The following is a 26,946-nucleotide window of genomic DNA, read 5'->3' as shown; positions in this document are numbered from 1 at the left end:
TCCCTAAAATATAAAACCAAGTCCTGCTTGTGCGCTAACCCAGCTTGCAGTTGTTTCAACTGGTGTTGTGTCATCTGAACTCTTAAGTGCCATTAAGTTATAAATGAAGCGAAGAGAGAAGTGGACTCCTCCAGATGCTCGCCAGATTAATCCATATCCTGCGTTAAAACCAGGCCCTGCTAGATCAACACCAAACGCTTCACTATCAGCTAAATTATAAGTGATATTAGTCTGAATCTCATCGTAAATAGAGTTAATATTGATGAAGTCATTTATAAGAATTGATCGACGGCTTAAGCCTGCACCAATAGAGTAGGTATTTAAACTTGCATCAATATTATCAAAAGAAGTCACCGCTGCCACGTCTAGTGTGTTGAGGGCCCCATATAGGGTGTAGGATAGATCTGATGAATAAAAAGTAAGGGTTCCACTAATTGTATTTGTGCTAGAGAATTCACTCATATTAGTAATAGCACCAAAGCTAACTTCTAGTGAAAAGTTATCATCCTTTGCATTATAGGATTCCAATTCATATCCATAATCCTCTTCAACAATCTTTATGTCTGAAAATTGTGAAAGTCCTTGAGCAAAGGGCGTATTAGATAAAAGAAATGAAGATAAAATAATTAGTAATTTTTTCATTATCGACCTCCACCTTTAACGATGGCCTTATCAAATGTTTGGTCCGGTAGGTTTTCAACTCCGATGATCTGTGCAAGTTCAATTCTTTTAACAAGATATTGATACTTAAGAATAGACTCACGATTTAGTGATTCATAGTAATCTTCCATGGCCATTTGATATTCCAGAAAACGAGTCTTTCTTTTTGAATATTGATTTAGTGCTGTATCCATTCTCTTTTTAAGAGAATCATTACGGCTTTTTATAATCTCTAATTGCTCTACTGTTGAGTTTAGAAAATTGAAGATATTAACGATGGCCTCTTCAACCTTTCTTCTTGTAAGGCTTAAGTTATATACGGCCTTCTCTTTTTCTAGTCTGGCATTGGCAACTTTTCTACGGTTAAATAGTCCACCATCACCAAATAAGGTCCAACTCGCGTTTAAGCTAGCAACAAGATCAATATTGGAATCACCGGCAGAGCTTGTATAGTAATCTGTCCCGACATTTGAACCACTGAAGCCGTGAGCATAAGTTCCAAAATTTACTGAAATCTTTGGTAGGGGAAGATTATCTCTTAAAGCGATTTCATATTCTCTTGCTTTTATATTTGAATCCACTTGGCGATCAAGAATAAAAGGAGAAAACTTTCTGGCCGTTGCCATGGCATTCTCGCGATTATAAGTCGTTTTTGAATACTCATAATCATCTTTTATCAGATATAGAGTTCCTGGAGCATCGTCTAACAGCTTTGCCATATTTTCATTTTGAATCGCTTCGTTAGTTTTTGCTCTTGTGTAATGCTCTTGGGCCCTTAAGTATTCAGAGCGTGCTTGGTAGTATTCATGTTTTGTGATCTTCTTTTGTAGGACTTTCTCACGGTTAAGACGATACACAAGCGTTGCACTTTGTAGGTACTGACGAGTTATGACCTTCAAGTCTTTTGCGTGAATGAGTTCAACATATTGGCGAACAAGCTCCTGTTTGAATTCACGTAGGTCTTCCTTGTCTCTTTGTATCTCTCTTTCAAGTGATTCTTTTTCATTTTTAAAGTTTAAGTAATCCTTTCCCCAGTTAAATAGAGTGTATTCTCCCAATTCTAAGGCCAGGGCACCACTTGCATCTTTGGTTATGCGACTTGCACTTTCACTTCCTGTCTTAAGAGTTCCAATTCGTTGTGGGTTTAACTGAAGAGTAATCTTTGGATTTGGTGTCCAAAAAGATTCTTTTACATCTTTTAACTTATTCTTTGAGATCTCAATATTCTTACGTCGAATAATATTGGCCTGGTATTTTCTCATCCCTTGCTCAATGACTGTTCCGAAATCGAGTGGGCGATAGGTTTGTGTTGTGGTTGAGTCATTTGCCTCTTGTATGAAAATCTCTGGAGATTGTTCATCATCTATAGCATGTAAATTATTGGTATAGAGCAAGCAAAAGGCGATAATAATGCCTAAAGAACGTGTCATATAAGAAATCCCTCTCAAATATAAATAAAACTTTATAATGTGTGCATGAAAATTATGTCTTGCATGACTCGAGATGGCAAATTTTAAGGTTATTTAGAGTGTCAGGCCAGGGCAGCCACGACGAACGATTTGTTCCTCAAGTTTAATGACTTTCAGATTGGTGATCTTTAATTCTTGAATGACTTTGTATTGATTGGCACGCAGCTTCTTTGCAATGGAAACTTTATTATCTGGTGCATCCTTAAGCAGATTCTTATTGCGATCCAAGAGAAAGAGTAATCTTTGGCGATGTTGAACCTTATCCTGTCTTTGTTGCATTAGGTCGTCACATCTTCTCGAAATTGATGGATCAGTAATAATAGATTCTGAAACACTTTGGGCCATTGTATTGGCAACAAAAATCATGGAACTCAATAAAATGAAGGGAAGAATGGCGTCTTGCGCAAACTTGAAGTATTTCATAGATTTATAATATCACACTTTGCAACGGCCCTTAAGTTTTGATAATATTTACTGTCAAAAAGGTAAATAATGAACTTAAAAGCTTTGGTATTAATACCATCAAGATTCGCCTCGACTCGCTTCCCCGGAAAACCACTTGCACAGATCAATGGTAAGGCCATGGTCTCTCATGTATACGATGGATGTGCTCCTATTGCAGATGTATTTCCAGGTTCTAAGGTTTGTGTCGTAACGGATAATGATGATATTGAAAAAATGTTAAAAGAAAGCGGACGTAATGTTGTTCGAGTAGACGATGATGTTCCTTCCGGAAGTGAGAGAATCTATCTCGCTTATGAGCGCTTTTTTAAAGATGAAAAATTTGATTTTGTTATTAATGTCCAAGGTGATGAGCCGCTCATTAAAGCAGACCTTTTAAAGAACTTGATAGAGATTCATCACGGACAAAACTTTGACGTGGCAACTGTGATCAAAGAGATGTCCATTGATAACGATCACGAAGATTATTTGAATCCAAATAAAGTGAAGGCCGTCTTCTCAAAAGAGAAGAATATTTGCCACTACTTTACTCGTAGTCCTCATCCTTTTAATCGTCAAAAACAAGCAGGCCTAAATTGGTATCTGCATATTGGGATTTATTCATTCAGACCAGAAGTTTTAAAGAGCTTTTGTTCTCTAGGTGAGTCAACAAACGAAAGAATTGAATGCCTTGAACAATTACGCCTACTAGATAATGGGCACACTATTGGGGCGGCCATAACAGATATGACATTATGTGGAGTTGATACTCCAGAAGATATTCCATTTGTGGAGGGAGTAATTAATGGCCAATAGCCAAAAGAAGTATATTTTTATTACAGGTGGAGTTGCTAGTTCCCTAGGGAAAGGTTTAGCTGCAGCTTCAATTGCATCACTCTTAGAAAGACGTGGGATTCGTATCAATATGCTAAAGATGGATCCTTATATTAATGTTGACCCGGGAACAATGAGTCCAACTCAACATGGTGAAGTCTTTGTCACTGATGATGGTGCTGAAACTGACCTCGACCTTGGCCACTATGAGAGATTTACTTCACTAACTCTTTCAAAGCAGTCAAACTTCACAACTGGTCAAGTCTATTTAAAAGTTATTGAACAGGAAAGAGAAGGGAAGTATCTGGGGAAAACGGTTCAGGTCGTACCTCATGTTACTGATGAAATTAAGCGCCGAATTCATTTGGCCGCTGATGATGCAGATATTTTAATTGGTGAAATCGGTGGAACAATTGGTGATATTGAATCTCTTCCATATGTCGAGTCAATTAGACAATTTGCTCATGATGTTGGACAAGATAATGTTCTCTTTGTTCACCTTGTTCTAATCCCATACCTAGATGCTGCGGGAGAGTTAAAATCAAAGCCTGCTCAACACTCTGTTAAAGAATTGAGATCGCAAGGTTTATTCCCACATGTAATTATTTGTCGAAGTGATCGAGAAATTGAAGAGTCAATTATGGATAAGATTTCTCTTTTCTGTAATGTTCCTAAAGAGAATGTTTTTCAGTCACTAGATCTTGATTCTATTTATAAAGTTCCTCTAAATTTCCACGCTCAAGGTTTAGATGAAAAGATCACTCAAATCTTAGGGATTTGGTCATCATCACCAAAAGTTGCTGACCTTGAAAAGGTTGTTTACAACTTTAATAACCCGTTAAGAGAAGTAAAGATTGGTATTGTTGGAAAATATACTGAACTAGTTGAATCTTATAAATCTCTTGATGAAGCACTTAAGCACGGAGCTCTTGCTCATCAATTAAAGCTTGTTCCTGTTTATGTTGATTCAGAAGAAATTGAAAAGAAAGGTGCCGATAAACTTCTTTCTGATGTTCAAGGTGTTCTTGTTCCTGGTGGATTTGGACAAAGAGGAACTGAAGGAAAGATTGCGGCCATAAAATATGCTCGTGAAAATAAGATGCCTTTCTTTGGTATCTGTTTAGGAATGCAATTAGCAATCATTGAATATGCTAGAAATATTTGTGGCCTAAGTGAGGCTACATCAGAAGAGTTCAACACTGGTGGTGATCACCTTGTTCATTATATGGAAGGTCAAACTCGTGACGGAGCAAAAGGTGGAAGTATGCGCCTTGGAAGTTACGATTGTGAACTACTTGAAGGAAGCCGTACAAAAGAGATTTACGGACAAAAGAATATTCAAGAAAGACACCGTCACCGTCTAGAAGTTAATAACTTCTACGTTGAAAAATTAAAAGAGAATGGCCTTATTATTAGTGGCCGAAACCCAGAGCTTGATCTTGTTGAGACAATTGAAATTAAGGATCATCCTTTCTTCATTGCTTGTCAGTATCACCCTGAGTTTAAATCGAGGCCATATGCGGCCCATCCAATTTTTAGTGAATTCATAAAAGAGGCAGATAAGTATGGAAAATAAGAAGTTTGATTTATTTATGGGGACTTGTGTAATCGAGTCAGAACAAATGTGTATGGACGTTTGCGGAAGCTTATTAGAGATGCTTAAGCCAGTAATGGATCAAGTGAACTTCTCTTATAAGGGAAGTTTTGATAAGGCCAATCGTTCTTCAATTAGCTCTTTTAGAGGACCAGGTCTTGAAAAAGGTCTTCAGATTCTTGAAAAAGTAAAAAAAGAATATGGAGTTCAATTGATTACTGACTTCCATACAGCGGATCAAGCAGATACTGTGGCAAGTGTTGTGGATACAATTCAAATCCCAGCATTCCTATGTCGCCAAACAGATATGATTCTTGCAGGAGCTCAAGCGTGTAAAAAGCATGATGCTCAACTGAAGATTAAAAAAGGACAATTTCTTTCTCCTGAAGAAACGGGAAATATTGTCACGAAAGCGGAAGAATTTCTTTCAAAAGATAAGATCCTTCTTACGGAAAGAGGGACGTCATTTGGTTACAATAATCTTGTTGTTGATATGGCAAGCTTTCAAATTATGAAGTCATTTGGTGTTCGTGCTATTCACGATGCCACTCACTGTGTACAAAGACCAGGTGGATTAGGGACGGCAACAGGTGGAAAACGTGAACAGATTTTAACTCTTGCACAAGCAGCTGTCGCCGCTGGTGCTGATGGAATCTTTATGGAAGTTCATCCTAACCCAAATGAAGCAAAGTCTGATGCAGCAACGAGCCTTCCTCTTGATAAGGCCGGGGCCATAATTGAGAGACTATTAAAAATAAGAAAAGCAGTAACGGAATAATTAATGGATTTATTTACAAAAGCACAAGATTTTAAAGACAAATTAAAAGATATCAAAGTATTAGCATTTGATATTGATGGTGTCCTAACGCCGGGGCACGTTTGGTATCAAGATGATGAAATGGGCTTTAATCGCTCATCTCATACATCTGATGGATACGCACTAAAGCTACTTATGAGAGCAGGTTTTAAAGTTGGTGTTATCTCAGGAGGAGCATCAAAAGGTGTTCAAGAACGCTTTGTGAATAATCTTAAACTAGACTTTGCTTTTTTAGGTGATGAAGATAAGAGAGTTGCTTTTAAGAAAGTCTTAGATCTTGGCTTTGAACCACATGAGGTTCTTTTTATGGGCGATGAATTCTTTGATGTACCACTTTTAAAGGCTGCAGGATTTGCTGTCACAACACCTCATGCCTCACATGAAATCAAAATGTTTTGTGATTATGTGACTCAAAGAGAGGGTGGGCATGGTGCAGCTAGAGAGATGATTGATATTTTTCGCTACGTACATGGAATTGTTCCCGAGGTTTTAGACTTTGATGACAAACCAATTGATTTTAAATCGAGCTGGCCAAAGTAGGAGTTGATATTATGGATATGGAGAAGTTAAAAGGCCTATTAAATGATCAATACGATTGGCCTGCAGAATATAATTTTAAATTTATCGGAAATGATAGCAACCGAGATGAATTAATTATGGCCGTTGGCGCAGAGCCACACCATGAAAGACCGTCTAAAACAGGTAAGTATATTTCTTTTACTTTCAACGTCAAATGCAATAGTGCAGATGAAGTGTTAACAATTTATGAAAGAGTTTCTCGCCTTCATGGTATAATGTCTCTATGACAAAAATTTATAAGACAGCACTAGTTGTTGGCGCGGGTGCCTTTGGAACATCAATTGCTTCAATCCTTGCCAATAAATTTGAACATGTAATTTTAAAAGTTCGATCAGAAGATGTTTATCAAAATATCAATGATGATCGTGAAAACTCAGTCTACCTTCCTGGTATTAAACTTGATGGTAATATCAAGGCCATAATCGAGTGGGATGAGTTTGATACGAATTTTGAGGATGATCTAGAACTTGTTGTATCAGGTCTTCCAACTCACGGAATTCGTACCTTCTTTAGCGAAAATCTTGATCGCTTTGAAGGCTATCTTAAAAGAGAAATTCCTATTATTAGTTTATCTAAAGGGATTGATCCAGAAACTCTTGAGTTGAGTGATGACCTCTTTAATGATTTCTTCCCACAATATCGTGACTATATTACTTTCTTATCTGGCCCAAGTTTCGCAAAAGAAATAATGGAAAAACAGATTACTCTAGTCACAATTGCTGGACGATCTAAAAAAGTTCTAATGGATATCGCAACGAAGCTTGATACTCCATATTTTAAAGCACTTCCTAGCTATGACATTAAAGGTGTTCTCTTAGGAGGAGCACTTAAGAACGTTCTTGCTATTGCTGGTGGTATTGTCGAAGGTCTAGGCTATAACCACAACACTCGTGCGGCCATGATTACACGTGGAATTGTGGAGATGCTTCGCTTTGGAAAAGTCTTCAATGCACGTCCTGAAACATTCTATGGGCTAAGTGGAATGGGGGACTTAATCTTAACGACCACTGGTGGCCTCTCAAGGAATAAGACCTTTGGATTAGAGATTGCAAAAGGGCGTAAGCCACTTGATATCATTAATTCTCAGCGTACTGTTGTTGAAGGTTATAAGACGACAAAAGCTGCTTTTCTTCTAGCTGAGAAGTACGATATACGAGCTCGAATTTTTAAAGGGCTTTATGAAGTCCTTTATAATGATGCTAATGTTGAAGAGGTTTTAGAAAAACTTATGAAGGCACCAATTAAGTTTGAAATTGATTAAGATTCAATGACTTTATTTGGAAAGAAGATTGTAAACTTCGTTCCTTCATTAAGCTGACTTTCAACGTCAATAATTGCACCCATCTTTTGTGCTGAATGCTTTGTGATAGCAAGTCCAAGTCCCGTTCCACCAGTATTTATGCTACGAGAGCTATCGACACGATAAAAGCGCTCAAATATACGGGCGATCTTATCATTTGGAATACCAACTCCTTGATCTTGAACACTAATATATGATCCATCTTTATTTGAAGAATAATTGATGGTTATTTGTGTATTTTCAAGAGAGTACTTAATGGCATTTGTAATTAAATTTGAAATACAGTGATAGAGTAGTCTCTTATCTGTATTTAAGGTTTTAAGATTATCTTCATTAATTTGAATCGAAATATCTTTTTCATTGAGCTTTAATTGGTAATCATTGATTAGTGCATTAATAAACTCTGGGATATTAATTTCTTCGACTTCGATCTTTCCTTCGTTTTCAATTTTTGAAAGAGATAAAATACCATTAATTAACTCGTCTAGGCGATCAACGTTCTGAGAGATGATATCCAAGATCTCGGCTTGATCTTTATCTTCATTAATCGATTGTAAAGTTTGAGAGTATCCCTTTATAGAAGTAAGGGGAGTCTTAATTTCATGTGAGACATTTTCAAAGAAGTCTCTTCTCATATTATTTACATCTTGAAGTTTTGTAATATCGCTAAAGTAAAAGAAGAGCTCATGGTTTTTCTTTTTTGATTTGATATTACTTGTTTTGAGTTGATAGACGTGATTACTTCCTTCGACACTTTTTAATTCTACTTGAGAGTTGTGAATTAAGTGAGCGTTATAACCACTCTTTCTAATGAGATTGATAAAGTCATAGTCTCGAATAATGTTAATAATTTCTACACCGCGATACTTTCCATTAAATGAAGAGAAGGTCTTGCGAAAGGAGTCATTTGAAAAAACAATTATTCCTTTATCATCTGTAGCGACAACGGGGTCATCAATTGAGTTTAAGATGACAGAGTAGTACTGTTTTGTATTAAAGATCTCTAATTTTAATTCTCTTCGTTTATTAAAGTTCTTTTGTGATTTTGATTCAATATAGTCCCAGTAGTCGCGGCTATCGCTTGTATCGATTTTATTCTTCATTCTAAAAAGCTTGAATAAACTATATAGAGGTGAGAAATAGTGCTTAAAAAGAAAGAATTGTCCTGCCAGAAAGAGGAAGCCAAGTATGCCCATGGCCAAGAAGAGTTTAGAAAATACTCTTTTTGACATTAACTTCAAGGCATCTGATTTTATTTTTATAAAGAGAGTATAGACCTTTTCTTTTGAAGTAATTGTTTCGTGATAAAAGATATGATCTTCCTCACTTCTATAAGATCCTGGATTAAGTCCTTTGAACTCATTGATCTTAAAGTTAGCTTCACCACAACGAATTGTTCTATTTGCATTGAGTATATAAAATTGTGAGCGAGGAGATTTATACTCACACATTTTTGATATATTATTTTTTTTGAATAAGCTGAGTTCTTGTTCAATTATTGAATGAATAAAGTTATCTTTAAAATTTCCAATAAAGACAACGCCCATAACGAGTAGAGAGATACAAAAAAGTATCGTTTGATAGAAGATGATATCGTTTAGGAATTTTATTTTAAGAAAATTAAAAAAGTTATTCTTCACTTTTTACTCGATAGCCAATTCCTCGAACTGTTTCAATAACTTTAGATTTCTCACCGAGTTTCTTTCGTAAGGCAAAAACATGTGTGTCAACAGTTCGATCTGTTACATATATATTTTCACCCTTTATTAAATCGACAATTTGCTTTCTTGTAAACACTTTCCCAGGACTTGATATGAGTACACAGAGGATTTTAAACTCCGAAACTGTTAATTTTACGAGCTTTTCATCAACTTTTGTTGTCACGCTTTCGGTGTCGACAGTAATTCCCATATGTTGAAAAGTCTTACTGTCGTGCTGTGCGTCTTCTTTTGTGATAGCTTCAATTCTTCTTTTTAGACTTGTGACACGGGCCTTAAGAACGCCAATATCAAAAGGTTTTGTGATATAGTCATCGGCTCCAGCATCAAGTCCTTCAATGATGGATTCGCTTGATGTTAAAGCTGTTACAAAAAGAATCCCGGCCGTTGTTAGTGCTTTTGGGCCTCTGATGTAGCGACAAATTTCAACACCAGTTAGATCTGGTAGCATTCGATCGAGAATAAAGATTTCATAGTTATTTGAATCGATACAGGCAATGGCGCTATTTCCTGTTGGTGCGATGTCGTAATCAATACCTAGGCTCTTTAAGTTTACACCAATTAGTTTAGCAATCGAGTTTTCATCTTCAACAATAAGGGCCTTCATAATTTAACCTTTATAATCTAATCTTCAGAGTGTCTAATATCCTGTCCTGATTCTAGGAAAATGATATCTTCACAAATATTTGTAGCGTGGTCACCACAGCGCTCAAATATTTTTGAAACGCGAATAATAGCAAAGCCTTCGTCGACTTCAGCTTTTCCTTCTTTTAATAATTGGTAAAACTTCTTAACAAGGTCTCTGTGAAGAGAGTTAACTTCCTGGTCCGCTTTAATTACGTCTGTTGCCATCTTTGTATTATTTGAAGCAAAGGCAATAAGACTTTTTCTTACCATTTCTAAAACTTCTGCTTGAATGATCGTGCAGTAGTCACGATTAGTTTCGACTCTCATTAAGTAACGTTTTAAGTTAACTGCCTCATCACCAAGTCTTTCAAGCTCTGAGTTTATTTTCATAATTGCAAGGGCCGTACGCAGATCAATTGCAGTAGGGGACTTAAGTGCAATAAACTTAAAAACATGGTCATCAACTAGTTTATGATATTCATTAATTTCATGTTCTAATTCATGAAGCTCTTCAATCTTTGAATCTTCTTGAACGGCTACGTGAAGAATCTTCTCCACAACAGCGGCCATTTCGGTAATATCTTTTCTAAGTGTTTCAACTGTTAAATCCATGGCCTACTCCTTAACCAAAACGACCCGTGATATAGTCTTCTGTTTTCTTTTCTTTTGGGTTAGTAAATACATCACTACTTAGGCCGTGCTCGATAAGCTCACCTAAGATGAAGAAGCTTGTATAATCTGCAATACGAGCAGCTTGTTGCATATTGTGAGTTACAACAATTACCGTATAGTCCTTTTTTAATTCACTCATCAGATCTTCAATCTTACCCGTTGCAATTGGATCAAGTGCAGATGTTGGCTCATCCATTAGAACAATTGGAGGGTTCGTTGCAAGAGTTCTAGCAATGCAAAGTCTTTGCTGCTGTCCACCTGAGAGTGAAGTTCCTTCTTGGTGAAGCTTGTCCTTTACCTCATCCCAAAGTGCTGCTTTTGTAAGACAATTAAAAGCAATCTCATCTAATTCACTTTTTTTCTTCTTTCCCCAAAGACGTGGGCCAATAACAACATTGTCATAAATACTCATGGCCGCAAATGGGTTTGGCTTTTGAAATACCATTCCAATCTTGCGACGGATTTCAACAGGATCTGCGTCTGGTGCGTAAATATCTTTACCATCTAATATGACTTCTCCAGATACGCGTGCACCTTCCACTTCTTCGTGGATACGATTTAAGGTACGGATATAAGTAGATTTACCACAACCTGATGGGCCAATAATGGCATTAACCGTATTCTTCTCATATTTTAGGTCAATTCCTTTGACTGCTTGAAAGTCACCAAACCATGCTTGAATATTATTAACTTCTAAAATGATATCGCTATTAGACATTATGATTTCCTCACAAAGAATTTTTTAAGCTTCTTTGTATTAAATAAAAATTTCGCACTTAAATTTAGTCCCAGAACAATAATAATTAAAGTGAATGATCCGGCCCAAGCTTGTTGTTGCCAATCTTTATAGGGGCTTATTGCATAATTATAAATTTGGACAGGAAGGGATGCCATTGGGCCTGTCACTTGGAAGCTTAAATACATACTTCCAAAAGCTGTAAAGAGTAGTGGTGCTGTTTCACCAGCAGCACGAGATATGGCCAGGATAACCCCTGTTGTAAGAGAGTTTCTTGAGCCTCTTAAAATTATATTCCAAATAACTCGCCATCGAGGTAACCCTAGGGCCAGTCCTGCTTCTCTAACATGTCTTGGAATAAGTTTTAAAATCTCTTCAGTTGTACGTGTAACAATTGGTAAAATGATAATACTCAGAGCAAAAGCACCTGCTAGGGCAGAAAATGATTTAAAGCTAACAACAAATATTAAATAAGAAAAAATACCGACAACAATTGATGGAACACCTGTTAAGAGGTCAATTGTAAAGCGTAGGCTTTGCGCAATTTTTCCTTTACCGTACTCACTTAAGTAGACACCACATAATGTCCCTACAGGAACAGCTATAAATGAGCCTAGGGCAACCATCATTAGTGTTCCGATGATTGCATGTCTCATTCCGCCTCCAACTTCTCCTACAGGTTTAGGATCATTTAGAAAAAAATCTAAGCTTAACGAAGTGGAACCTTTTTGTAGAAGGAAAACGAAGATTAGAATAAGTGGCATTATTACAATGAGAGAACTTAGTATTAAAGTTCCTCGAAAGAGTTGGTTCTTTATGACTCTTTTTTTGGATAGTTTCATTTCTTACTCCTTCCTTTAGTTTGTCTCCATACAATTGTTCGTGCAATTAGATTGACGACAAAAGTGACGACAAAAAGTAGAAGACCAACTAGGCACAGTGCTGATAGGTGAAGATCACTTTCAGCTTCTGCATATTCATTTGCCATAACTGAGGCCATTGTTGAAGCCGGGGCAAAAATTGATTTTGATATTTGAGGTGTATTTCCAATAACCATTGCAACGGCCATTGTTTCACCTAAGGCACGTCCAAGGCCAAGAACTAATGCACCAACGATACCTGAAAAGCTTGGCTTAAGTACTGCAATTTTAATCATTTCAAATTTAGTCGCCCCAAGCCCTAGAGCTGCCTCTTTATGTAGAATACTTACAGAGCGAAAAACTTCTCTTGCTACAGAAGTAATCGTTGGGATGATCATTATCGCTAAGATGATTGATGCAGTTAAAATACCGATTCCAAAACTTGGACCTTGAAATAGAGGTAGAAATCCTAGAGTTGATTTTAGAGCAGGTGTAACAGTATCTTTTACAAAAGGAGCTAAGTAATAAAGTCCCCAAAGACCAAAGATAATACTTGGCACCGCTGCAATAAGTTCAACAAATGTCCCTAAAATATTTGAAAGAGATTTTGGAAGGTATTCTGTAATATAAAGTGCAACACTTACACTTACTGGTCCTGCAATTAAAAGTGCAAGTAGAGATGTTACAACCGTTCCAAAAATAAAGGGAAGTGCTCCAAACTCATCATCGATGGGATTCCAGAAGTCATCTGTGATAAAAGCAAAGCCAAATTCATTAAAGGCTTCGCGACTTGCAAAGAATAATTGTCCTATCATAATAAGTAGGAGAACAATTACAACAAGTGAAAAAAATCTTAGTGTAGTATAGGCCATCTTATCCTGATAACTAGGAGATGATGGCCTGAAGTCTTTTAATAATTTCATTAAAGAGATTTTACCTTCTTAACAACCTTTTTGGAAAGTTCTTCTGGTAATGGAGCGTAGAAAAGCTCTTTTGCGTAATTTTGACCTTTAGTTATGGCCCATTCTACAAATTTATAGATCTCGACTCTTTTTTGGTCCTTCTCAACCATTGGTAAAAGAATATAAGTTAAGGCACTAATAGGATATGCATCTTTATCGGCACTATTGATTAGTGAGCCAGTTAATTCTTTACCTTTTGGAGTAAATCCTTTGGCCGATGCTGATACAGCTTCAACTGTTGGATTAATGTAGACACCTGCTTTATTTTTTAGAGCAACTGTTTTGATATTATTCTTTCTGGCGTGAGCAAGGTCCATATAAGTGATAGTGCCAGTAGTGTTTTCTACCATTGAAGTTACACCATCATTTCCTTTTGCTCCTATTCCTGTTGGCCATCTTAGAGACTTTCCAGTTCCAACTCTTTGCTTCCATTCTGAACTTACGTCGACTAGGTAGTCAGCGAAATTCTTCGTTGTTCCTGAACCATCAGCACGACGAACAACTAGAATATCACTCTCTGGAAGTTTCATTTCTGGATTTAATTTTTGAATTTGTGGAGCATTCCACTTTGTGATTTTACCAAGGTAGATATCTGCTAAAGTTGGACCATCAAGTTTAAGCTGATCTTTAACTTCTGGGTGATTATAAGCAATCGCCACTGCACCTAGAACCATTGGAACGTGAAGTACTGGCCACTTTGCTTTCTTCTTATCTTTTTCTTTCATTGGAGCATCAGAGGCACCAAAATCAACTGTTTCTTTAATTAGTTGGCGAATACCTCCACCTGATCCAATTGGCTGGTAATTGAATTGTACGTCAGGATTTTGTTTTGAGTATTCTGAAAACCATTTTGAGTAAATGGCATATGGGAATGAAGCACCAGCAGCATTAATTTTCATTGCATGAGCACTTAGTGCAGATAGTGCGGCACAAAGTATAATGAGCTTTCTAATCATTTTATGTCTCCTCGAATATAGCTAAATGTGTGTTCTCACTAAGAAATTTAGCATAGGGAGAAAAGGGTGTTTATTAAGATTTTGTTAAGAAAACAGTAGGGCAGGCATTGCTGCCCCACGATATAATTTATTGAAGTGTATTTGAAACGTAAAGTCTAAATGACTTATCTTGGTTGCGACGAATTGTGCAAATTCCTTCTTCTCTTTTGTTGATTAAGTAATCGTAATAATCTGGAAGAGTATCTTGGATCTCAAGGATAGATTTTCCTTCGTGCTCACCAAAATCGATAAAGACGTTTTCTTCTGCAATTATTCCCGTTACCGGGCTTACTGGAATTTGTTGACTGGCCATGTTCCCTCCCTGGAGCATTTAGCAATTGTTAATTTAAATATATGTAATTAAAAATATATTAACCTTATCCTTGGTTAATTATTATTTTGAAATATTTGAAACGTTATGAAAAGTTTTTTTTACTTGACTGATGTTGTAAAGAAATTGCGAAAGTAGTTAATGATAATTTTAAATTCGTGTGGGTACTCACTTCCAATATGTGAACGTATTTTCTCTAAGGCTTCAAAGATCGATAAAGCCTCTCTATAAGGGCGTGTTGAGATCATGGCCGCAACGATATCACAGACGTTAACCATGAGCGTTTCAAAACCTGTTACAGTCAGGTTCTTGATATGTTGATTATCAGTGTCGTATTTATCGATAATACTGAACGTGTGATGGTTTTCAATGACCTTCATATGAGCAGGTGAGAGCTGAATCCTTCCTTGCAGAATTCTTGCAGAAATAATTGGGTGTTTCGCAAGTAGGACTTTATCCATTTCAGAAAGATTCTCTTTATCGAATTTATCAATAGGAATGGCCGACATTCCAATATCCTTAAAGTAACTTGTGATAAAAAAGTTCTCAATATCTTTATCATTATAGAGTTGAGATGTTTTCAGAATCCCTACGAGAAAGATTGAGGAAAGTAGGGGTTGAGCAAAAATATAATGATGCCCTTGGGCCGCATAGTAACGATATAGTGGCTCGTGCATCTTTGGGTTCTTTATTAGAAAGTTGGCGAGAACCTTTAGACTTTGATACTGAAGATTTAATGCATTATCATCCGTTGGATCTTCAAAGAGATAGCGAAGATTAATGGTAATAAGATTGAGCTGATTTTTGCAATTTTGATATGTATCACCCATTGAAAAGGATCTTGTTACCTGTCTTAGGGTGTTTTGTTGTAATTCCTTTAACTCTTCTCTTTGCTCATTACTTGCAAAGACTATAGTATGACCTCTTTCAATCATTTCCTTTAAAGTATCGTTAGCAACATAGGTGCCACGATATAGTGAATGCTTAAATTTACCATCTTCAAAGATAAAAACATCACATGGGGTTGTCGGGATATTAAAGAGCTCCCTTATCGTAAAAGGTGTGAGGTTTAGGGCCAAATGGGATTTTCGGAAAATATCCAATGCATTCATGATCATATTATAACTTAAGTAACCAAAATCATTAAATACCAATGAAAATAGGCAATAATTCGCTTTTATTGCCAAGTGGGGAAAATGGTCAATTACAGTATCTAAATTATTGAAAATAAAGGCTTCTATTAGAGAGTTAAGCAATCCACTCGTTTTAATTAACCAGATTGCTATAGTGGGGAAATACGAAGAAATAAATCGTAGACCAGTAGAGGGCGGATATGAGCGCATTAAAGAATTTAGAAGAATATATTGCAGATCCTAAGTTATTTGAATCTATTCAATTATTTGATGACGGCCCATATAGTCTACATTGGTCAAATTGGTCGAAATTAATTGAGGCCATGAAAGATCGTCACTCAAGTGGTATTTCTTCGATGAGTATCAGTGAAGTTAAAGAAGAACTTGAAGCTTTTAAAGAGATTCCAGTTTGGTTAGTGAATAAGAAAGGTGAGATGGAGACAACTCTATTTGATCTCTATAACTTCTATATTGACCCGAGATTAAAGCATCTTTGGTTTGATGTGAATAAGCAAACACTAATATCTCTAAAGCATAAGGCCGGTCCATTTATGCATCTGCATTCAATGAGATGGGTTGATTATGATATTTATAAATTATTTGTCTATGATCGCTTACTGACAAACCTATCACTAAGTCATCGTGACTTCAGAATGAACACAAATCTTAAGGCTAAGTTTTCATTCTGGAATTCTATATTAAAGCCTGTTGATGGACAGATTGTGCAATTGAGTCGCAAGGGAATCCTTGTATCAATTGAGGGGCACAAGAATTTTTTAAGTCTATCACAGGCCGACCAAATTTCCCTTAGTGCTGAGGTTGGGGGACTCCTTAGCGCTAATGGGAAAACTTATGAAGAACTTGATGAGGCCATCTGCCAAAGTAAGAAGAAGAGTATAAAGATAGATTTTGATGATAATATCTTTAGCGACTTAAATGCTTTGGAAACATGTAAAGGTGAAACTTATTACATCTTTGTTCCATTTTCAAAATTTCCAATCAGACACCACAGAGTAGGTAAGGCCATTCAACATGTTATTGATGAAGTTGAAGGTGTAGCGTCTGAAATTCTTAATAAGTTAATAGCTTAGTAAATTATCTTATTGAGTGGACTTGGTCTAAAGCTTCTTATTCTTTTGTAGAGTACACTTAGGTATTCCTTACTTACAAGGAACGGGTGTTCTCTATTTGAGGCACGAATAATAAAGTTTTCTTTTTTCTCAATATTTAAGTCTGGTAGAGAAGTTAATACCCATGAAAGGTCATATTCAATCTCTTCTCCTGATTTAATTTTTACAATAACTTTATAATATGGCTTCTTTAGGTAGCGCTCAATTCTTTCATTCATTTTATCTGTTCTCTTATCTAAAATAAGATTCGATTTGAAGCTTGTTAATTTAACAAGAAAGTCTTGGACTAATTCATCATTTAAAGCATTATTTCCAGATATCCATATGTCATTCTTATTTCTTTCAAAAGCAAAACGCAGCTTTCCTGAATTTATAACAGTAATGGCCGTAATATCACTTGGAGCATAACTAAAGACTCGTGAATCAATTAGAGATGGAAGGTCTAGTTTTTCCAGAGAGAACTTTACAGCGTTTACGTGGTAGATAGCATTATCACTATCACTCACAACATAAGTCGAGTTATCAATTGGATTAATTAGTCCAAAAGAGATTGTTTCATCAATTCCATCCTCATTCTTTAGAGTAATAGTTGAAGTTGGATTATCGAGAGAGAAGTTTGATAAATTAATTGGATCTTTTGGAAAGATCTTTTTTATTTTTACATTCTTTAGTGAATCGAGAAGCTTTGTGATTGTCGCTTCATTGGCATTAATTCGTCGAGGCTGAGTAATGATCCATTGGCCATTATTCTTTGCAAGACTAAATCGTCCCAGGTTTGATGCAAGAGAGAGACTATCTACGTCATCAATTTGATCACTTGTGAAAAGAAACTGTAGATTCGAAAGTTCTTTTGAAGTTATCACGGGTGCTTGAAAAAACTCGCTTATAACAGCTCCAAATAGGAGAGTCACAAAGAGAATTGAAACAAGGCTTGCTGAGAAATAGTTACGTCTAATATTTTGCATAAGAAATTTTAGAATTCTTATTAGAGATCGTCAAAGATATCCAGCTCGTCATCATCATCTCCTCCTGCTGGTGATGCCGGAGTCGCATTTACTGACTTTGGAGCCTCTTGGGCCACTTCTGGTTCAAATGACTTAATAAAGTTTCTAAGAAGAGTTCTTTCACCCTCTTTAAGAAATGTGAACTTTATCCCTGTACGGTAGGGTAGAGAAGCGTTGGAAATAATACGACTTTTCATATTAAAAGTTCGCGAATAAACAACGATTCCATTTAGGATAATACGATTTGGTATTTGGATATCAACAACGATTGATTGACCCTGTGTGAACTCTCGTTCACAGAAGAAATACATACCTTCCATGTAGAGTTCTGATAACAATAAATTCCCACTAAAAAGCTTTTCTTTTGGTAGATCGGGAATAAATTGCTTGATAACTTTCTTCTCATTTATCGGAGTAACATTGTCAGTTTCTTCTCCATTCATTGCTGCATCTGCCAGTGCTTGAGGATCAAGTTCGTTGTTATCATCTTCAACTTCTTCAGCAACAGGAAGCTCTCCCTTGTCTTTATAAATTTCGATTAGGTCTTCTAAATCAGGCTTTTCGCCTTCTTTGTAGCGAAGACGAACGGCCTCTTCTACTTCAGATCGAAGAGTCCAGACTTTTACTGGTATTCTTTTTATAAGGACTGGGTCGTTACTTTTTCCGTGTATCATTAACTAACATTTTCTCACATTTTCAATATTTTGTATCTTTTGAAATTTTTGCCCTTTGAATGGTGGTAAACTAGTTAGCAGACATATTTTTAGTCTTAGTATGGTCTCCTTATGGAAGGGGAGATAAAGGATTAGGAGGATCTTAATGAGTATTAAATCTATTTTAGCGCCAGCTATTATTTCAGCAATGGCACTTTCACCACTTGCAGCTGATCATGTTCCAGGAGAACTGATTGTAAAGCTTAAGAAAGATGTTGCAGCAGAGAACTTTTTTGGACATTCACTAACGGGAGCATCACTTGATCGTCGTATCGAGCTATCATCAGGTGACCTTTATGTTGTGAAGTTTAATGAATCACTTGTTTCAATTGACACTCTTGCAAAGCAAATGAATGAAAGAGCAGAAGTTGAATATGCTGAGCCTAACTTCATTTACGAAATCGTAAAGCCAATTGTACACACAAATGTTCTTGATGAAATTCTAAACTATCAAGATGCTTCTGATAATGGTGCATACTATACACCAGCAGATGCTAAGTTTGGAAAACTTTGGGGACTTAGAAACACAGGTTCTAATGGGCCACGTGGTGTAAATGCTGTCGAAGGTGCTGACGTTGATGCACTTAAGGCATGGGAAATCACAAAAGGTGATCGCGCAATTAAAATCGCTGTAATCGATACAGGGATTGATTACAACCACCCAGATCTAAGAGATCAAATGTGGGTAAACGAAGCAGAAGCAAATGGTCAGCCAGGTGTTGATGATGACGGAAATGGTTATGTTGATGATATCCATGGTTATGACTTCGCTAATAATGACGGTGATCCTATTGATGGACATTCTCATGGTACACACTGTGCAGGAACAATCGGTGCTTCACACAACGCTATTGGTGTTGCTGGTGTAATGAGAGATGTTCAATTTGTAGCGGTTAAGTTTTTAACTGATAGTGGTTCAGGTTCAACTGAAGCTGCGATCAAGTCAATTGATTATGCTACAAAAATTGGTGTTGATATTATGTCAAACTCTTGGGGAGGGGGCGGACGCTCTGAAGCTCTTCAAGAAGCAATCGAAAGAGCTAATGATGCAGGTATCGTATTTACGGCCGCAGCAGGTAACTCTTCAACTGATAACGATTCAAGACCACACTACCCATCAAACTACAATGTTGATAACGTAATTTCAGTTGCTGCAACAACAGCTGCTGATGAACTAGCAAGCTTTTCTTGTTACGGACGTTCAACAGTTCATATTGGTGCTCCAGGGCATGAGATTCTATCAACTGTTAAAAATGGTGGGTATGCTTCTTACTCAGGAACTTCAATGGCAACTCCTCATGTTTCAGGTGTAATTGGTCTTTTCCTAGCTGAAAATAAGGATCTAACTCCACTACAAATCAGAAATAAAGTTATGGTAACTTCTGATCCAGTAGCGGCACTTAGAGGTAAGACTATTAACTCTGGACGTATTAACGCTTACAATCTTTTAACGAATACAATTCCTGAAAGAAACGAGCCAAATCCAGAAGATTGGCAAACAGTTGATGCTCCTCTTTTTGAGTCAGCACACCCATATTCAGAAAATGAAGTTATGGAAACTGTTTACGAAGTTGAGGGTGCAAAATTCATTCGTCTTAAAATTCGTAAGTTTGACCTTGAGAATCGTTATGACTACATCGAGATTAGAGATGCTAAAGGTACTTTAATTGAGAAGGTAACTGGTAGCGGTGAGAACTACACTTCTTTCTTTGCTGAAGGTGGAACACTTAAATTAACATTTAAGTCAGACCGTTCAGTTCAGAAGTGGGGATTTGTTATTGATCAAGTTGATGTTCAATACTAATTTGTTTTAAATAAACAGCCATAAATAAAAAGGCCAGCTAAATGCTGGCCTTTTCTATATCTAAATGACTTAAAGTCTTAGAATTAAAATCTAATTAAGCGTTCCAAAGGTGCTTGTACTTCTTAAGGAACTTAGAAAGAGATCCAACTTTGTCTAGAGTTCTAATTGCTCTAGTTGAAAGTCTAAGCTTAATTGTTTCACCTGTTACAGGATCATATACTCTCTTTGTTTGAAGATTTGGTTTTTGAGTCATTTTGCTTCTGTTCTTAGCGTGAGAAACTTTATTACCAACAAGTCTTCTTTTTCCAGTTAAATCACATGTACGTGCCATCACTTCATCCTTATTTATATAAACTCTACATTAATATTTGGGTTATTAGGTTGTAGAATATAAACATATCGTCATAAAAGTGCAACCATTTTTGTGCAAAATGAGCAATATCTTATGGTTTTTACAAGTAGTTATCAAAGAATCTTGGACATAGCAAAACGCTGTCGATATCATATTAGGTATAAATAACTAATTTCAGGTAGTTATCCTCTTAAAAGGAAGAGGAGAGGTTGTAAGATTGAAAAAACGTATTTTATTGTTTTTCATAATTCTAGTGGCCATGTCGGTGAGCTACTTCCTATACCACTTCTATCAGGATGATTATCTACCACAGAAGGTTAGGGGTCATTACGAATCTGAAGGTCAAAAAGAACTCAAACCTTTTTCAAATAATACTCCTAAAAAGAAGTTTGTTCCACGAAAGCAATTCCATGAAGATAATGAGTATAAAAGAAGTGATGATCAAGTCGTCACAATTGAAGGCCTGCCTGCAGGAGAACTTGCACAATTAGGTGGCGAAATTCAAAAACTTGAGATGCTCAACTTAGATTGTGAAAAGAGTATCAACTCAAATCTGCCACCATCACAAATTATCGATCCAATTAATTCTTCTTATTTTCAAAACCCAGATGAAGTTATAATGAATCTTAAAAGAGCTGTAACATTTTATAATGATGTAAAGGCCAGGCAAGAGGCTCTTCGTTTTGTTGAAAGAGCTGAGTACGCATTATCTTCTTATGAACAAGTAAGCGCAACAGACTTTGGAAAGATCTTGAGGGCCCCTCTTGTATGTCGTCAGTCCAACTTAACGATTTTCTTTGAATCTATTATTGAGTTAGCTGAAGAAGGTGAGTTTACTGCGATTCAAAAAGAAAATATTGTGGGCTTTATGACAACCGAAATCTTTAAGTCCCTTTCTAACGACTACTTACAAGATAATATTTTAATGCATCTGACACTTTTAAAAGGTGTAGGACTCTTATCTGGGGCGGATCAGTCTTATTTTACTGAGCTCGAGTCAATTTATGATGAGTTGAGAGCAGTCTATTCATCTGTTTATGAAGCACCTGAAACGGATAATTTAAAAGTCGTTAATCCTGGTGATGTATATATGGAATACCAAGCAAGGCAGAAGCAGTCAGCCGCCCGAAGTTTAGAGTTAATTGATAATTACTTAGATATCTATCTTCAGTTTTAAGAGGTTGATTATTCTTCCATGCATAAGTAGACGGTCTTCTCAATAGCGCCGGCCTTTAAGCACATATCTTTTATCTTACCTAAAATCCAGTGGCGCATTGGCCTTGGGTAGCGAATCTTTCCATCTTCACCTTTTGTAAGCTCCGAATGAAAGTAGGTTGTTTTTGGATAATTCTTTTTTACTTGTGAGTAGACATCTTTAGTAAAGCGCACAACACCAATTGAGATATATTCTACTTTATTTAGTGGAATGATTTTAGAGACTTCATTTATTAGTTCTTGATATTCTTCTTCGAATTGATCTGTGTGAATAACGGGATCAAAGTGTAGTCCAATAGGGTGACCCGCTTTATACAGCTTCTCAATTGCCTTAAGTCTTGCTGCAAGAGATGGTGTCTTAAGATCATGTGATTTAATCTTATTCTTTGGCGATAAAGAAAATGAAGTAATAAAGTTTGGTAAGGGATCAAGCTTCATCAGTTCTTTAATATTTGCCGACTTTGTTCTTAATTCGATAAAGCACTTTGAATTACGTTTTGCAAAGTCATGATAGAAGCTTAGTTCATTGGTTAAGTGTGTTAGAGCTAGGGAATCACTGAATTCTCCAGCGTGAAACCACAGGTTGCCTGTTGTTTTATCTGCTATTTCTTGCATGCTTGCCATAATTTCTTGATGATTAACAAAGAGAACAAGATCCGGTGAATTAAAATATCCTTGAAGGTAGCAGTAGTCACACTCATAAATACAATTATAAGCGTGGATAAAGTAATAATGAGGCTCACCTGAGATTCCATATGCATCAGGAGCTTCTTTTACTAAAGAGCCTTTTTTGTGGGCAATGAAGAGATTTAGAGAATCTCTCTTATGGAGATAAGGTTTTTTTACTCTTCCCCAGATATTTGCATGATTATCTATGTATACAACTTGTGCTTTTGGAAAGCGCTTTGGAAGAGAGAGAGCAATTTCTCCATTTCGAGCTTCTTCTTCAATGAATATCTTTTCAATCTTCATTAAAGATTTTCTCCATTCATAATTGATTGGTACTCGTGCCAGTCTATATTCTTAAGTTTACGAGTAAGCTCTTTTATATCTTTTTCGTTTTTGATATTTATTTTTAAATTTAAAAAGACTTTCTCAATTGCTGGGTCGTATGTGAGCTCTTTCTTCTCAAAGCCTGCATCTTGAATAAAGCTATCAAGTTGTCCTAGAATTTTTGTGCGTGTAGGATAAAGCTTCTCTTTTAGTTGATCCCTTAGCTTTAAGGCCCTCTTTTTTGGGGTCGTCTCTAAGTTTAGAAGGGAAGTTGTATCGATGATGTCATTAATATTTTCTTTTTCGTACTTTACACATAGTTGCTGGCACAGGTTTGAGACTTCTCGATTAAGAGAAAGTGTAAAGTAGTAGTCGCTTTGCTCTTTAAATGGATTCTCAATTGATGAGGCTTTCTCTACTAGTTCTAATTCTTGATAGAATTCAAATAATTTTTGAGAGTAATCTTGAGAAAGCTCTTTAATATATTCGCATATTGGTGCATCACTAACATGGTCTGAAATGAGTTTATAAGATAAAAGATCGATATTTGCTTGCTTGGCAACAAGGCCTATGGCCCATCCTTCTCGATCTGCTAGTGGGGCAATGTGCTCAAGCTTTTGAGATTCTTTGGTATCTAAAAGTCTTTGTTTTGCTGTGATGAGGTCGTGTTTTGCCTGAGTGTCTATTGTTTGAAAGCTTTTAAATTCATCTTGGCCATAGATTGTTCTAATTGAGTGAATTTCATTCTTTTGTAATTGTTCATTTAAGGCAGCACAAATACCGAAGTTAATGATTCTTTGAACATTTCCACTAAGTTGCCCTAGAGCGAGGCTAAGTCCCGTTAGAACGTTATTATGGCCTTCTCCTGTGATAATAAGCGCAACACTCTGATCCTCTAGAGTGTAGAGGGAGTTATTTAATGGGTGGGCCTTAAGCTCCATCTCTTTTAGGAAGCATTGTGCTTCACCGCGGTGTGCAAAAACTAGTAGATCCATTCCATTGGAATAACTTTTAATCTATCGGTGCGTCAAGTCTTTACGCATTTTAGGACAGAGGATACTTTTAAATTATGAAAATATTAGACCAATATGGAAAATTTGCTTTTGGTGGCGCAAGTATCTCTGGAGAAGGCGCTGGTTATGGATTTGGAGATATTAGTGAGTCTGACTCTCTTACTCTTCTACAACACGCTTTTGATCGAGGCGTTCGTATCTTTGATACAGCTCCGATATACGGCTTTGGGGAAAGTGAAAGGCGAATAGGCAAGGCCTTTGCTTCAAATGGACAAAGAGAGAAGGCTTTTATCATTTCTAAGTCTGGTGTTACTTGGCATGAGAATAAACGTGTGGATATGAGTAATGATCCAAAAGTAACTAGAGATATGCTTGAGCAATCTCTACGTGATCTTCAAAGTGATTATATTGATCTCTTTATGGTTCACTGGCCTGATGAAAATGTTGATATTCGTAAAACAGTTGAAGTATTAGCTAAAGCAAAGAATGAAGGAAAGATCAAACATATCGGCCTTTGTAATACTACACCTGAAGAGTTTAAGCTTGCTAGTGAAGTGGATAAGATTGAAGTGATTCAATCTCAATTCAACTTTTTTGAACAAGATGTAAAAAATGATATTTTTCCAATAGTTAAAGAAAACGATATTAGCTTTATGAGCTGGGGAACTCTTGATAAAGGGATTCTTACTGGACGAGTTAATCGCGACCGTAAATTTGATAAGAGTGACTGTCGCTCGTGGGCCCCATGGTGGAAGGCCATGGATAAAGAGAGTCGTTATGAAATTGTTGAAAGGATGCAACCTGCATTGGATAAACACGCTATGACAGGTCTAGATTTTGCGATTCACTTTAACCTTTCTCATGATGAGTTAAGTACGATTCTTTGTGGTGCTAGAAATTTAAAACAATTAGATGGTGTTATCGATAGTTTAGAGAAGAACATTACTAATGAAATGTTGGAAGATATAATCAATAGTGTTAGTTAGTGTTATTATTCCTACATATAACCGTGCAGATTTTTTAAAACGCTCGATTACTTCCGTCTTAAATCAAAGCTTTAATGATTTAGAACTCATTATTGTAGATGATGGCTCAACTGATCATACACATGATGTTGTCAGCTCATTTTCAGACAAAAGAATTAAATATTTAAAGAAAGAAAACGCTGGAGTCTCTAGTGCAAGAAATCTTGGTGTAAAGAACTCAAAAGGTGATTATATTGCTTTTTTAGATTCTGATGATGAATGGCATCGAGATAAGTTGGCCTCTCAGGTTAGCTACCTAAAAAATACAGGAAAGGTATTAGTTCATACTGCTGAAAGGTGGCTAAGAGATGGAAAGGTTGTTAAGCAGAAAAAACATCACCAAAAGCATGGTGGTGATATGTTTATCCGATCGTTACAAGGCTGTGTCATTTCTCCCTCTAGTGTTTTAATGAAGAAGGAACTTTTTGAACAAGTAGGTGGGATGAGAGAAGATTTCGTGGTTTGTGAAGATTATGACTTCTGGCTAAAAGTAACTTCTCTGTATGATATTGGTTTTTTAGAAAATGAGTTTGTGAATAAGTATGGCGGCCATGAAGATCAACTCTCTTTTAAATTCTTTGCCATGGATTACTGGCGTGTGAAAAGTATGGCATGGATATTACAGAATAGGCCACTTAGTGAAGAACGTTCAAAGGCCTTATTAGAAAGTTGTCATAAAAAATGTCAGTATTTAATGAAAGGCTATAAGAAGCATCAAAATTTTAAAGACTATGAAGAAGTAAAGAGTATTGCAAGCTTTGTTACACTACATAAGTAATTGTGGCTCTTCACTAAGTCTCTTTTCTAATCCAAGTTCAATAGTTTTAGCATAGAAAACCTCTAAAGCTCTCTCCCATGGAGAGTCTTCAATATCACCGTTTAATAAATCGATAATATGAGGCAGTAGTTGCTCAACATATTCCTCAGTACTTTCTCTTGGAAGAAGTGAAGGCAGATGATCAATGGCCGTAACCTCAAGTAGCTCTTCCAAGTCGACTCTGGTCGTTGGCGTATCAATTGTTGTGATATCGTCATAGATTGGAAGTGGGTTACAAGGCCCGGTTGGGTCACAGCTAACATCAGAAATAACACTTAAGTTTCTTTCTTGCTCTAATGTTTTAAGATCAAGAAATGGTTTTGCTTTAGTTGTATTTAAAGTGCAATTTATCAAGATATCATAATCTAAAATTGCTCTAATTGGTCTTTGGACACTTGTTTCTTCTCGTCCCCATGCACAGAATTCGACACCAACACTTTTTAGAAATTGTTTTGCACCAATACCGCAACGTCCACGGTGGCCAATAACAACGGCACGAGGTCGTTTTTGAAGCTGTTCAAGATCTTTGGCAACTTCGTTGATAAGACTAAATTGATTTTCGTATGAATTTAAAGGAGCGCTTGCATTGAAGTCTTCTCCTCTTTGCTGAGCAATCCAATTCTTAAGTCCAATTGCTGCACCAACAAAACCGGCCCATCGACCAAAGGCTGCAATTCTCTTTCCATTCTCATCCACAAGGTATTCAAGATCAAATAACTTACCATCACCTTGAATAAAGCGATCAAGCATTTCATTGGCCCCATTTTGACCCTTGTAAACATGAGCAAAGTGAATGTGGCGATGAGTGAGAGGAAACTTCTCTGCATCCAGCTCTTTTAGACCTAAGATATATGCATTCTTAGGCGCCATATTGATCCAAGAATTACTTGGCATCATTTTAAAGCCTAGCTTTTCAAATTCCTCGTCTTTAAAAATACGACTTGGAGACCTTTCGATGATAACTTCATGGCCGAGATCACGTATAGCTTTGGCCGCCTCTGGCGTGAGGGCACTTCGCTGCTCAAATGGCTTTGTCTCATGGCGTAACCATAAAGTCTTATAAATCATCCAATCTCCTAATCATCTATATCATCCCTAATTTGTCGAATTTACGAACAAATATAATTTAACAAGTATAGCAAAATATAAGCT

29 protein-coding genes are annotated in these 26,946 nt (G+C 36.5%); 11 read left to right on the top strand and 18 right to left on the bottom strand.

Features of this window, described 5'->3' with window-relative positions:
* Positions 1–3: 3 nt before the first annotated feature.
* The 3 genes from BALOs_RS10590 to BALOs_RS10580 all read right to left on the bottom strand — a co-directional run bounded on the left by BALOs_RS10590 (position 4) and on the right by BALOs_RS10580 (position 2,552).
* On the bottom strand, positions 4–642 hold the full coding sequence (locus BALOs_RS10590) for a hypothetical protein (RefSeq protein WP_120405149.1): 639 nt from the start codon (positions 640–642) through the stop codon (positions 4–6).
* Positions 642–2,090, bottom strand: coding sequence for a TolC family protein (locus tag BALOs_RS10585; RefSeq protein ID WP_114705185.1), 1,449 nt, complete (start codon positions 2,088–2,090; stop codon positions 642–644). Before BALOs_RS10585 ends, BALOs_RS10590 begins: the two co-directional genes overlap by 1 nt.
* Before the next feature lie 93 nt (positions 2,091–2,183).
* Complete coding sequence (locus BALOs_RS10580) at positions 2,184–2,552, bottom strand: hypothetical protein (protein ID WP_133296839.1); 369 nt, start codon at positions 2,550–2,552, stop codon at positions 2,184–2,186.
* Positions 2,553–2,621: 69 nt separating this feature from the next.
* Between BALOs_RS10580 and kdsB the strand changes: the two genes are divergently transcribed.
* The 6 genes from kdsB to BALOs_RS10550 are packed head-to-tail and all read left to right on the top strand — an operon-like array spanning position 2,622 to position 7,655.
* Positions 2,622–3,386 carry a 3-deoxy-manno-octulosonate cytidylyltransferase gene (gene kdsB / locus BALOs_RS10575; RefSeq protein WP_114705183.1) on the top strand — a complete coding sequence of 255 codons (765 nt, stop codon included), beginning with the start codon at positions 2,622–2,624 and terminating at the stop codon, positions 3,384–3,386.
* Positions 3,376–4,980, top strand: a complete 1,605-nt coding sequence (locus BALOs_RS10570; RefSeq protein WP_120405148.1) for a CTP synthase — start codon at positions 3,376–3,378, stop codon at positions 4,978–4,980. Before kdsB ends, BALOs_RS10570 begins: the two co-directional genes overlap by 11 nt.
* Entirely contained in the window at positions 4,970–5,776 is an 807-nt protein-coding gene (gene kdsA, locus BALOs_RS10565; RefSeq protein WP_114705181.1) for a 3-deoxy-8-phosphooctulonate synthase, read from the top strand. The genes BALOs_RS10570 and kdsA overlap by 11 nt, the downstream gene beginning before the upstream one ends.
* Before the next feature lie 3 nt (positions 5,777–5,779).
* A complete protein-coding gene (locus BALOs_RS10560) occupies positions 5,780–6,355 on the top strand; it encodes an HAD family hydrolase (RefSeq protein WP_114705180.1) in 576 nt (191 codons plus the stop codon).
* Between the two features lie 11 nt (positions 6,356–6,366).
* The gene (locus BALOs_RS10555; RefSeq protein WP_114705179.1) at positions 6,367–6,621 is read left to right on the top strand and encodes a DUF493 family protein; all 255 of its coding nucleotides are present in this window, start codon (positions 6,367–6,369) and stop codon (positions 6,619–6,621) included.
* Positions 6,618–7,655 (top strand): NAD(P)H-dependent glycerol-3-phosphate dehydrogenase, encoded by a 1,038-nt coding sequence (locus BALOs_RS10550; RefSeq protein WP_114705178.1) that lies wholly within the window; start codon positions 6,618–6,620, stop codon positions 7,653–7,655. The genes BALOs_RS10555 and BALOs_RS10550 overlap by 4 nt, the downstream gene beginning before the upstream one ends.
* On the opposite strand, the gene BALOs_RS10545 is transcribed toward BALOs_RS10550, so the two are convergent.
* The 9 genes from BALOs_RS10545 to BALOs_RS10505 form a co-directional block, all read right to left on the bottom strand.
* Positions 7,652–9,334 (bottom strand): cell wall metabolism sensor histidine kinase WalK, encoded by a 1,683-nt coding sequence (locus BALOs_RS10545; RefSeq protein ID WP_114705177.1) that lies wholly within the window; start codon positions 9,332–9,334, stop codon positions 7,652–7,654. The two genes, BALOs_RS10550 and BALOs_RS10545, sit on opposite strands and share 4 nt — an antisense overlap.
* Positions 9,324–10,019, bottom strand: a complete 696-nt coding sequence (locus BALOs_RS10540) for a response regulator transcription factor (protein WP_120405147.1) — start codon at positions 10,017–10,019, stop codon at positions 9,324–9,326. Before BALOs_RS10540 ends, BALOs_RS10545 begins: the two co-directional genes overlap by 11 nt.
* A gap of 17 nt (positions 10,020–10,036) precedes the next feature.
* The gene (gene phoU, locus BALOs_RS10535; protein ID WP_114705175.1) at positions 10,037–10,651 is read right to left on the bottom strand and encodes a phosphate signaling complex protein PhoU; all 615 of its coding nucleotides are present in this window, start codon (positions 10,649–10,651) and stop codon (positions 10,037–10,039) included.
* A gap of 10 nt (positions 10,652–10,661) precedes the next feature.
* A complete protein-coding gene (gene pstB, locus BALOs_RS10530) occupies positions 10,662–11,429 on the bottom strand; it encodes a phosphate ABC transporter ATP-binding protein PstB (RefSeq protein ID WP_114705174.1) in 768 nt (255 codons plus the stop codon).
* Entirely contained in the window at positions 11,429–12,289 is an 861-nt protein-coding gene (pstA, locus tag BALOs_RS10525) for a phosphate ABC transporter permease PstA (protein WP_114705173.1), read from the bottom strand. Before pstA ends, pstB begins: the two co-directional genes overlap by 1 nt.
* Positions 12,286–13,230, bottom strand: a complete 945-nt coding sequence (gene pstC, locus BALOs_RS10520) for a phosphate ABC transporter permease subunit PstC (protein WP_114705172.1) — start codon at positions 13,228–13,230, stop codon at positions 12,286–12,288. Before pstC ends, pstA begins: the two co-directional genes overlap by 4 nt.
* Positions 13,230–14,225 (bottom strand): phosphate ABC transporter substrate-binding protein PstS, encoded by a 996-nt coding sequence (pstS, locus tag BALOs_RS10515; RefSeq protein WP_114705171.1) that lies wholly within the window; start codon positions 14,223–14,225, stop codon positions 13,230–13,232. Before pstS ends, pstC begins: the two co-directional genes overlap by 1 nt.
* A 127-nt stretch (positions 14,226–14,352) precedes the next feature.
* Positions 14,353–14,577, bottom strand: coding sequence for a hypothetical protein (locus tag BALOs_RS10510; protein WP_114705170.1), 225 nt, complete (start codon positions 14,575–14,577; stop codon positions 14,353–14,355).
* A gap of 119 nt (positions 14,578–14,696) precedes the next feature.
* On the bottom strand, positions 14,697–15,707 hold the full coding sequence (locus tag BALOs_RS10505) for an HD-GYP domain-containing protein (RefSeq protein WP_162929650.1): 1,011 nt from the start codon (positions 15,705–15,707) through the stop codon (positions 14,697–14,699).
* Between the two features lie 221 nt (positions 15,708–15,928).
* Between BALOs_RS10505 and BALOs_RS10500 the strand changes: the two genes are divergently transcribed.
* Positions 15,929–16,819 (top strand): hypothetical protein, encoded by an 891-nt coding sequence (locus BALOs_RS10500; protein WP_114705168.1) that lies wholly within the window; start codon positions 15,929–15,931, stop codon positions 16,817–16,819.
* On the opposite strand, the gene BALOs_RS10495 is transcribed toward BALOs_RS10500, so the two are convergent.
* Together BALOs_RS10495 and BALOs_RS10490 are read right to left on the bottom strand one after the other, a co-directional pair.
* Positions 16,816–17,823 carry a DUF4340 domain-containing protein gene (locus tag BALOs_RS10495; protein WP_114705167.1) on the bottom strand — a complete coding sequence of 336 codons (1,008 nt, stop codon included), beginning with the start codon at positions 17,821–17,823 and terminating at the stop codon, positions 16,816–16,818. The genes BALOs_RS10500 and BALOs_RS10495 overlap by 4 nt on opposite strands.
* A 20-nt stretch (positions 17,824–17,843) precedes the next feature.
* Positions 17,844–18,536, bottom strand: coding sequence for a hypothetical protein (locus BALOs_RS10490; protein WP_114705166.1), 693 nt, complete (start codon positions 18,534–18,536; stop codon positions 17,844–17,846).
* 145 nt (positions 18,537–18,681) lie between these two features.
* Here BALOs_RS10490 and BALOs_RS10485 point away from each other — a divergent pair, with 145 nt between their 5' ends.
* On the top strand, positions 18,682–20,379 hold the full coding sequence (locus BALOs_RS10485; protein WP_120405145.1) for a S8 family serine peptidase: 1,698 nt from the start codon (positions 18,682–18,684) through the stop codon (positions 20,377–20,379).
* Positions 20,380–20,473: 94 nt separating this feature from the next.
* Here BALOs_RS10485 and rpmB read toward each other — a convergent pair whose 3' ends face one another.
* A complete protein-coding gene (gene rpmB, locus BALOs_RS10480; RefSeq protein ID WP_114705164.1) occupies positions 20,474–20,710 on the bottom strand; it encodes a 50S ribosomal protein L28 in 237 nt (78 codons plus the stop codon).
* A gap of 238 nt (positions 20,711–20,948) precedes the next feature.
* On the opposite strand from rpmB, the gene BALOs_RS10475 reads away from it, so the two are divergent.
* A complete protein-coding gene (locus BALOs_RS10475) occupies positions 20,949–21,908 on the top strand; it encodes a hypothetical protein (protein ID WP_133296837.1) in 960 nt (319 codons plus the stop codon).
* A gap of 8 nt (positions 21,909–21,916) precedes the next feature.
* On the opposite strand, the gene BALOs_RS10470 is transcribed toward BALOs_RS10475, so the two are convergent.
* Complete coding sequence (locus BALOs_RS10470) at positions 21,917–22,918, bottom strand: radical SAM protein (protein ID WP_120405144.1); 1,002 nt, start codon at positions 22,916–22,918, stop codon at positions 21,917–21,919.
* Entirely contained in the window at positions 22,918–23,934 is a 1,017-nt protein-coding gene (locus BALOs_RS10465) for a hypothetical protein (protein ID WP_120405143.1), read from the bottom strand. Before BALOs_RS10465 ends, BALOs_RS10470 begins: the two co-directional genes overlap by 1 nt.
* A 74-nt stretch (positions 23,935–24,008) precedes the next feature.
* Here BALOs_RS10465 and BALOs_RS10460 point away from each other — a divergent pair, with 74 nt between their 5' ends.
* Together BALOs_RS10460 and BALOs_RS10455 are read left to right on the top strand one after the other, a co-directional pair.
* On the top strand, positions 24,009–24,938 hold the full coding sequence (locus tag BALOs_RS10460) for an aldo/keto reductase (RefSeq protein WP_120405142.1): 930 nt from the start codon (positions 24,009–24,011) through the stop codon (positions 24,936–24,938).
* Entirely contained in the window at positions 24,928–25,755 is an 828-nt protein-coding gene (locus BALOs_RS10455) for a glycosyltransferase (protein ID WP_205570953.1), read from the top strand. The genes BALOs_RS10460 and BALOs_RS10455 overlap by 11 nt, the downstream gene beginning before the upstream one ends.
* On the opposite strand, the gene BALOs_RS10450 is transcribed toward BALOs_RS10455, so the two are convergent.
* Complete coding sequence (locus tag BALOs_RS10450) at positions 25,744–26,862, bottom strand: saccharopine dehydrogenase (protein WP_114705158.1); 1,119 nt, start codon at positions 26,860–26,862, stop codon at positions 25,744–25,746. The two genes, BALOs_RS10455 and BALOs_RS10450, sit on opposite strands and share 12 nt — an antisense overlap.
* Between the last annotated feature and the right edge of the window lie 84 nt (positions 26,863–26,946).

Source organism: Halobacteriovorax sp. BALOs_7 (genome assembly GCF_003612895.1).
In the GTDB taxonomy this organism is placed as follows: domain Bacteria; phylum Bdellovibrionota; class Bacteriovoracia; order Bacteriovoracales; family Bacteriovoracaceae; genus Halobacteriovorax_A; species Halobacteriovorax_A vibrionivorans.
The sequence above is the reverse complement of the archived record's forward strand: the minus strand, read 5'-3'. Positions and strand labels throughout refer to the sequence as shown.

What these genes read in the sequence shown, in the direction of transcription:
- BALOs_RS10585 (WP_114705185.1), bottom strand. Translation starts at nt 2,090, where the DNA reads ATGACACGTTCTTTAGGCATTATTATCGCCTTTTGCTTGCTCTATACC.
- pstS (WP_114705171.1), bottom strand. Translation starts at nt 14,225, where the DNA reads ATGATTAGAAAGCTCATTATACTTTGTGCCGCACTATCTGCACTAAGT.
- BALOs_RS10580 (WP_133296839.1), bottom strand. Translation starts at nt 2,552, where the DNA reads ATGAAATACTTCAAGTTTGCGCAAGACGCCATTCTTCCCTTCATTTTA.
- BALOs_RS10465 (WP_120405143.1), bottom strand. Translation starts at nt 23,934, where the DNA reads ATGGATCTACTAGTTTTTGCACACCGCGGTGAAGCACAATGCTTCCTA.
- BALOs_RS10570 (WP_120405148.1), top strand. Translation starts at nt 3,376, where the DNA reads ATGGCCAATAGCCAAAAGAAGTATATTTTTATTACAGGTGGAGTTGCT.
- BALOs_RS10550 (WP_114705178.1), top strand. Translation starts at nt 6,618, where the DNA reads ATGACAAAAATTTATAAGACAGCACTAGTTGTTGGCGCGGGTGCCTTT.
- BALOs_RS10590 (WP_120405149.1), bottom strand. Translation starts at nt 642, where the DNA reads ATGAAAAAATTACTAATTATTTTATCTTCATTTCTTTTATCTAATACG.
- rpmB (WP_114705164.1), bottom strand. Translation starts at nt 20,710, where the DNA reads ATGGCACGTACATGTGATTTAACTGGAAAAAGAAGACTTGTTGGTAAT.
- BALOs_RS10510 (WP_114705170.1), bottom strand. Translation starts at nt 14,577, where the DNA reads ATGGCCAGTCAACAAATTCCAGTAAGCCCGGTAACGGGAATAATTGCA.
- BALOs_RS10505 (WP_162929650.1), bottom strand. Translation starts at nt 15,707, where the DNA reads ATGAATGCATTGGATATTTTCCGAAAATCCCATTTGGCCCTAAACCTC.
- pstA (WP_114705173.1), bottom strand. Translation starts at nt 12,289, where the DNA reads ATGAAACTATCCAAAAAAAGAGTCATAAAGAACCAACTCTTTCGAGGA.
- pstC (WP_114705172.1), bottom strand. Translation starts at nt 13,230, where the DNA reads ATGAAATTATTAAAAGACTTCAGGCCATCATCTCCTAGTTATCAGGAT.
- BALOs_RS10500 (WP_114705168.1), top strand. Translation starts at nt 15,929, where the DNA reads ATGAGCGCATTAAAGAATTTAGAAGAATATATTGCAGATCCTAAGTTA.
- BALOs_RS10460 (WP_120405142.1), top strand. Translation starts at nt 24,009, where the DNA reads ATGAAAATATTAGACCAATATGGAAAATTTGCTTTTGGTGGCGCAAGT.
- BALOs_RS10555 (WP_114705179.1), top strand. Translation starts at nt 6,367, where the DNA reads ATGGATATGGAGAAGTTAAAAGGCCTATTAAATGATCAATACGATTGG.
- BALOs_RS10540 (WP_120405147.1), bottom strand. Translation starts at nt 10,019, where the DNA reads ATGAAGGCCCTTATTGTTGAAGATGAAAACTCGATTGCTAAACTAATT.
- BALOs_RS10490 (WP_114705166.1), bottom strand. Translation starts at nt 18,536, where the DNA reads ATGATACACGGAAAAAGTAACGACCCAGTCCTTATAAAAAGAATACCA.
- phoU (WP_114705175.1), bottom strand. Translation starts at nt 10,651, where the DNA reads ATGGATTTAACAGTTGAAACACTTAGAAAAGATATTACCGAAATGGCC.
- BALOs_RS10560 (WP_114705180.1), top strand. Translation starts at nt 5,780, where the DNA reads ATGGATTTATTTACAAAAGCACAAGATTTTAAAGACAAATTAAAAGAT.
- BALOs_RS10495 (WP_114705167.1), bottom strand. Translation starts at nt 17,823, where the DNA reads ATGCAAAATATTAGACGTAACTATTTCTCAGCAAGCCTTGTTTCAATT.
- kdsA (WP_114705181.1), top strand. Translation starts at nt 4,970, where the DNA reads ATGGAAAATAAGAAGTTTGATTTATTTATGGGGACTTGTGTAATCGAG.
- BALOs_RS10450 (WP_114705158.1), bottom strand. Translation starts at nt 26,862, where the DNA reads ATGATTTATAAGACTTTATGGTTACGCCATGAGACAAAGCCATTTGAG.
- BALOs_RS10470 (WP_120405144.1), bottom strand. Translation starts at nt 22,918, where the DNA reads ATGAAGATTGAAAAGATATTCATTGAAGAAGAAGCTCGAAATGGAGAA.
- BALOs_RS10485 (WP_120405145.1), top strand. Translation starts at nt 18,682, where the DNA reads ATGAGTATTAAATCTATTTTAGCGCCAGCTATTATTTCAGCAATGGCA.
- pstB (WP_114705174.1), bottom strand. Translation starts at nt 11,429, where the DNA reads ATGTCTAATAGCGATATCATTTTAGAAGTTAATAATATTCAAGCATGG.
- kdsB (WP_114705183.1), top strand. Translation starts at nt 2,622, where the DNA reads ATGAACTTAAAAGCTTTGGTATTAATACCATCAAGATTCGCCTCGACT.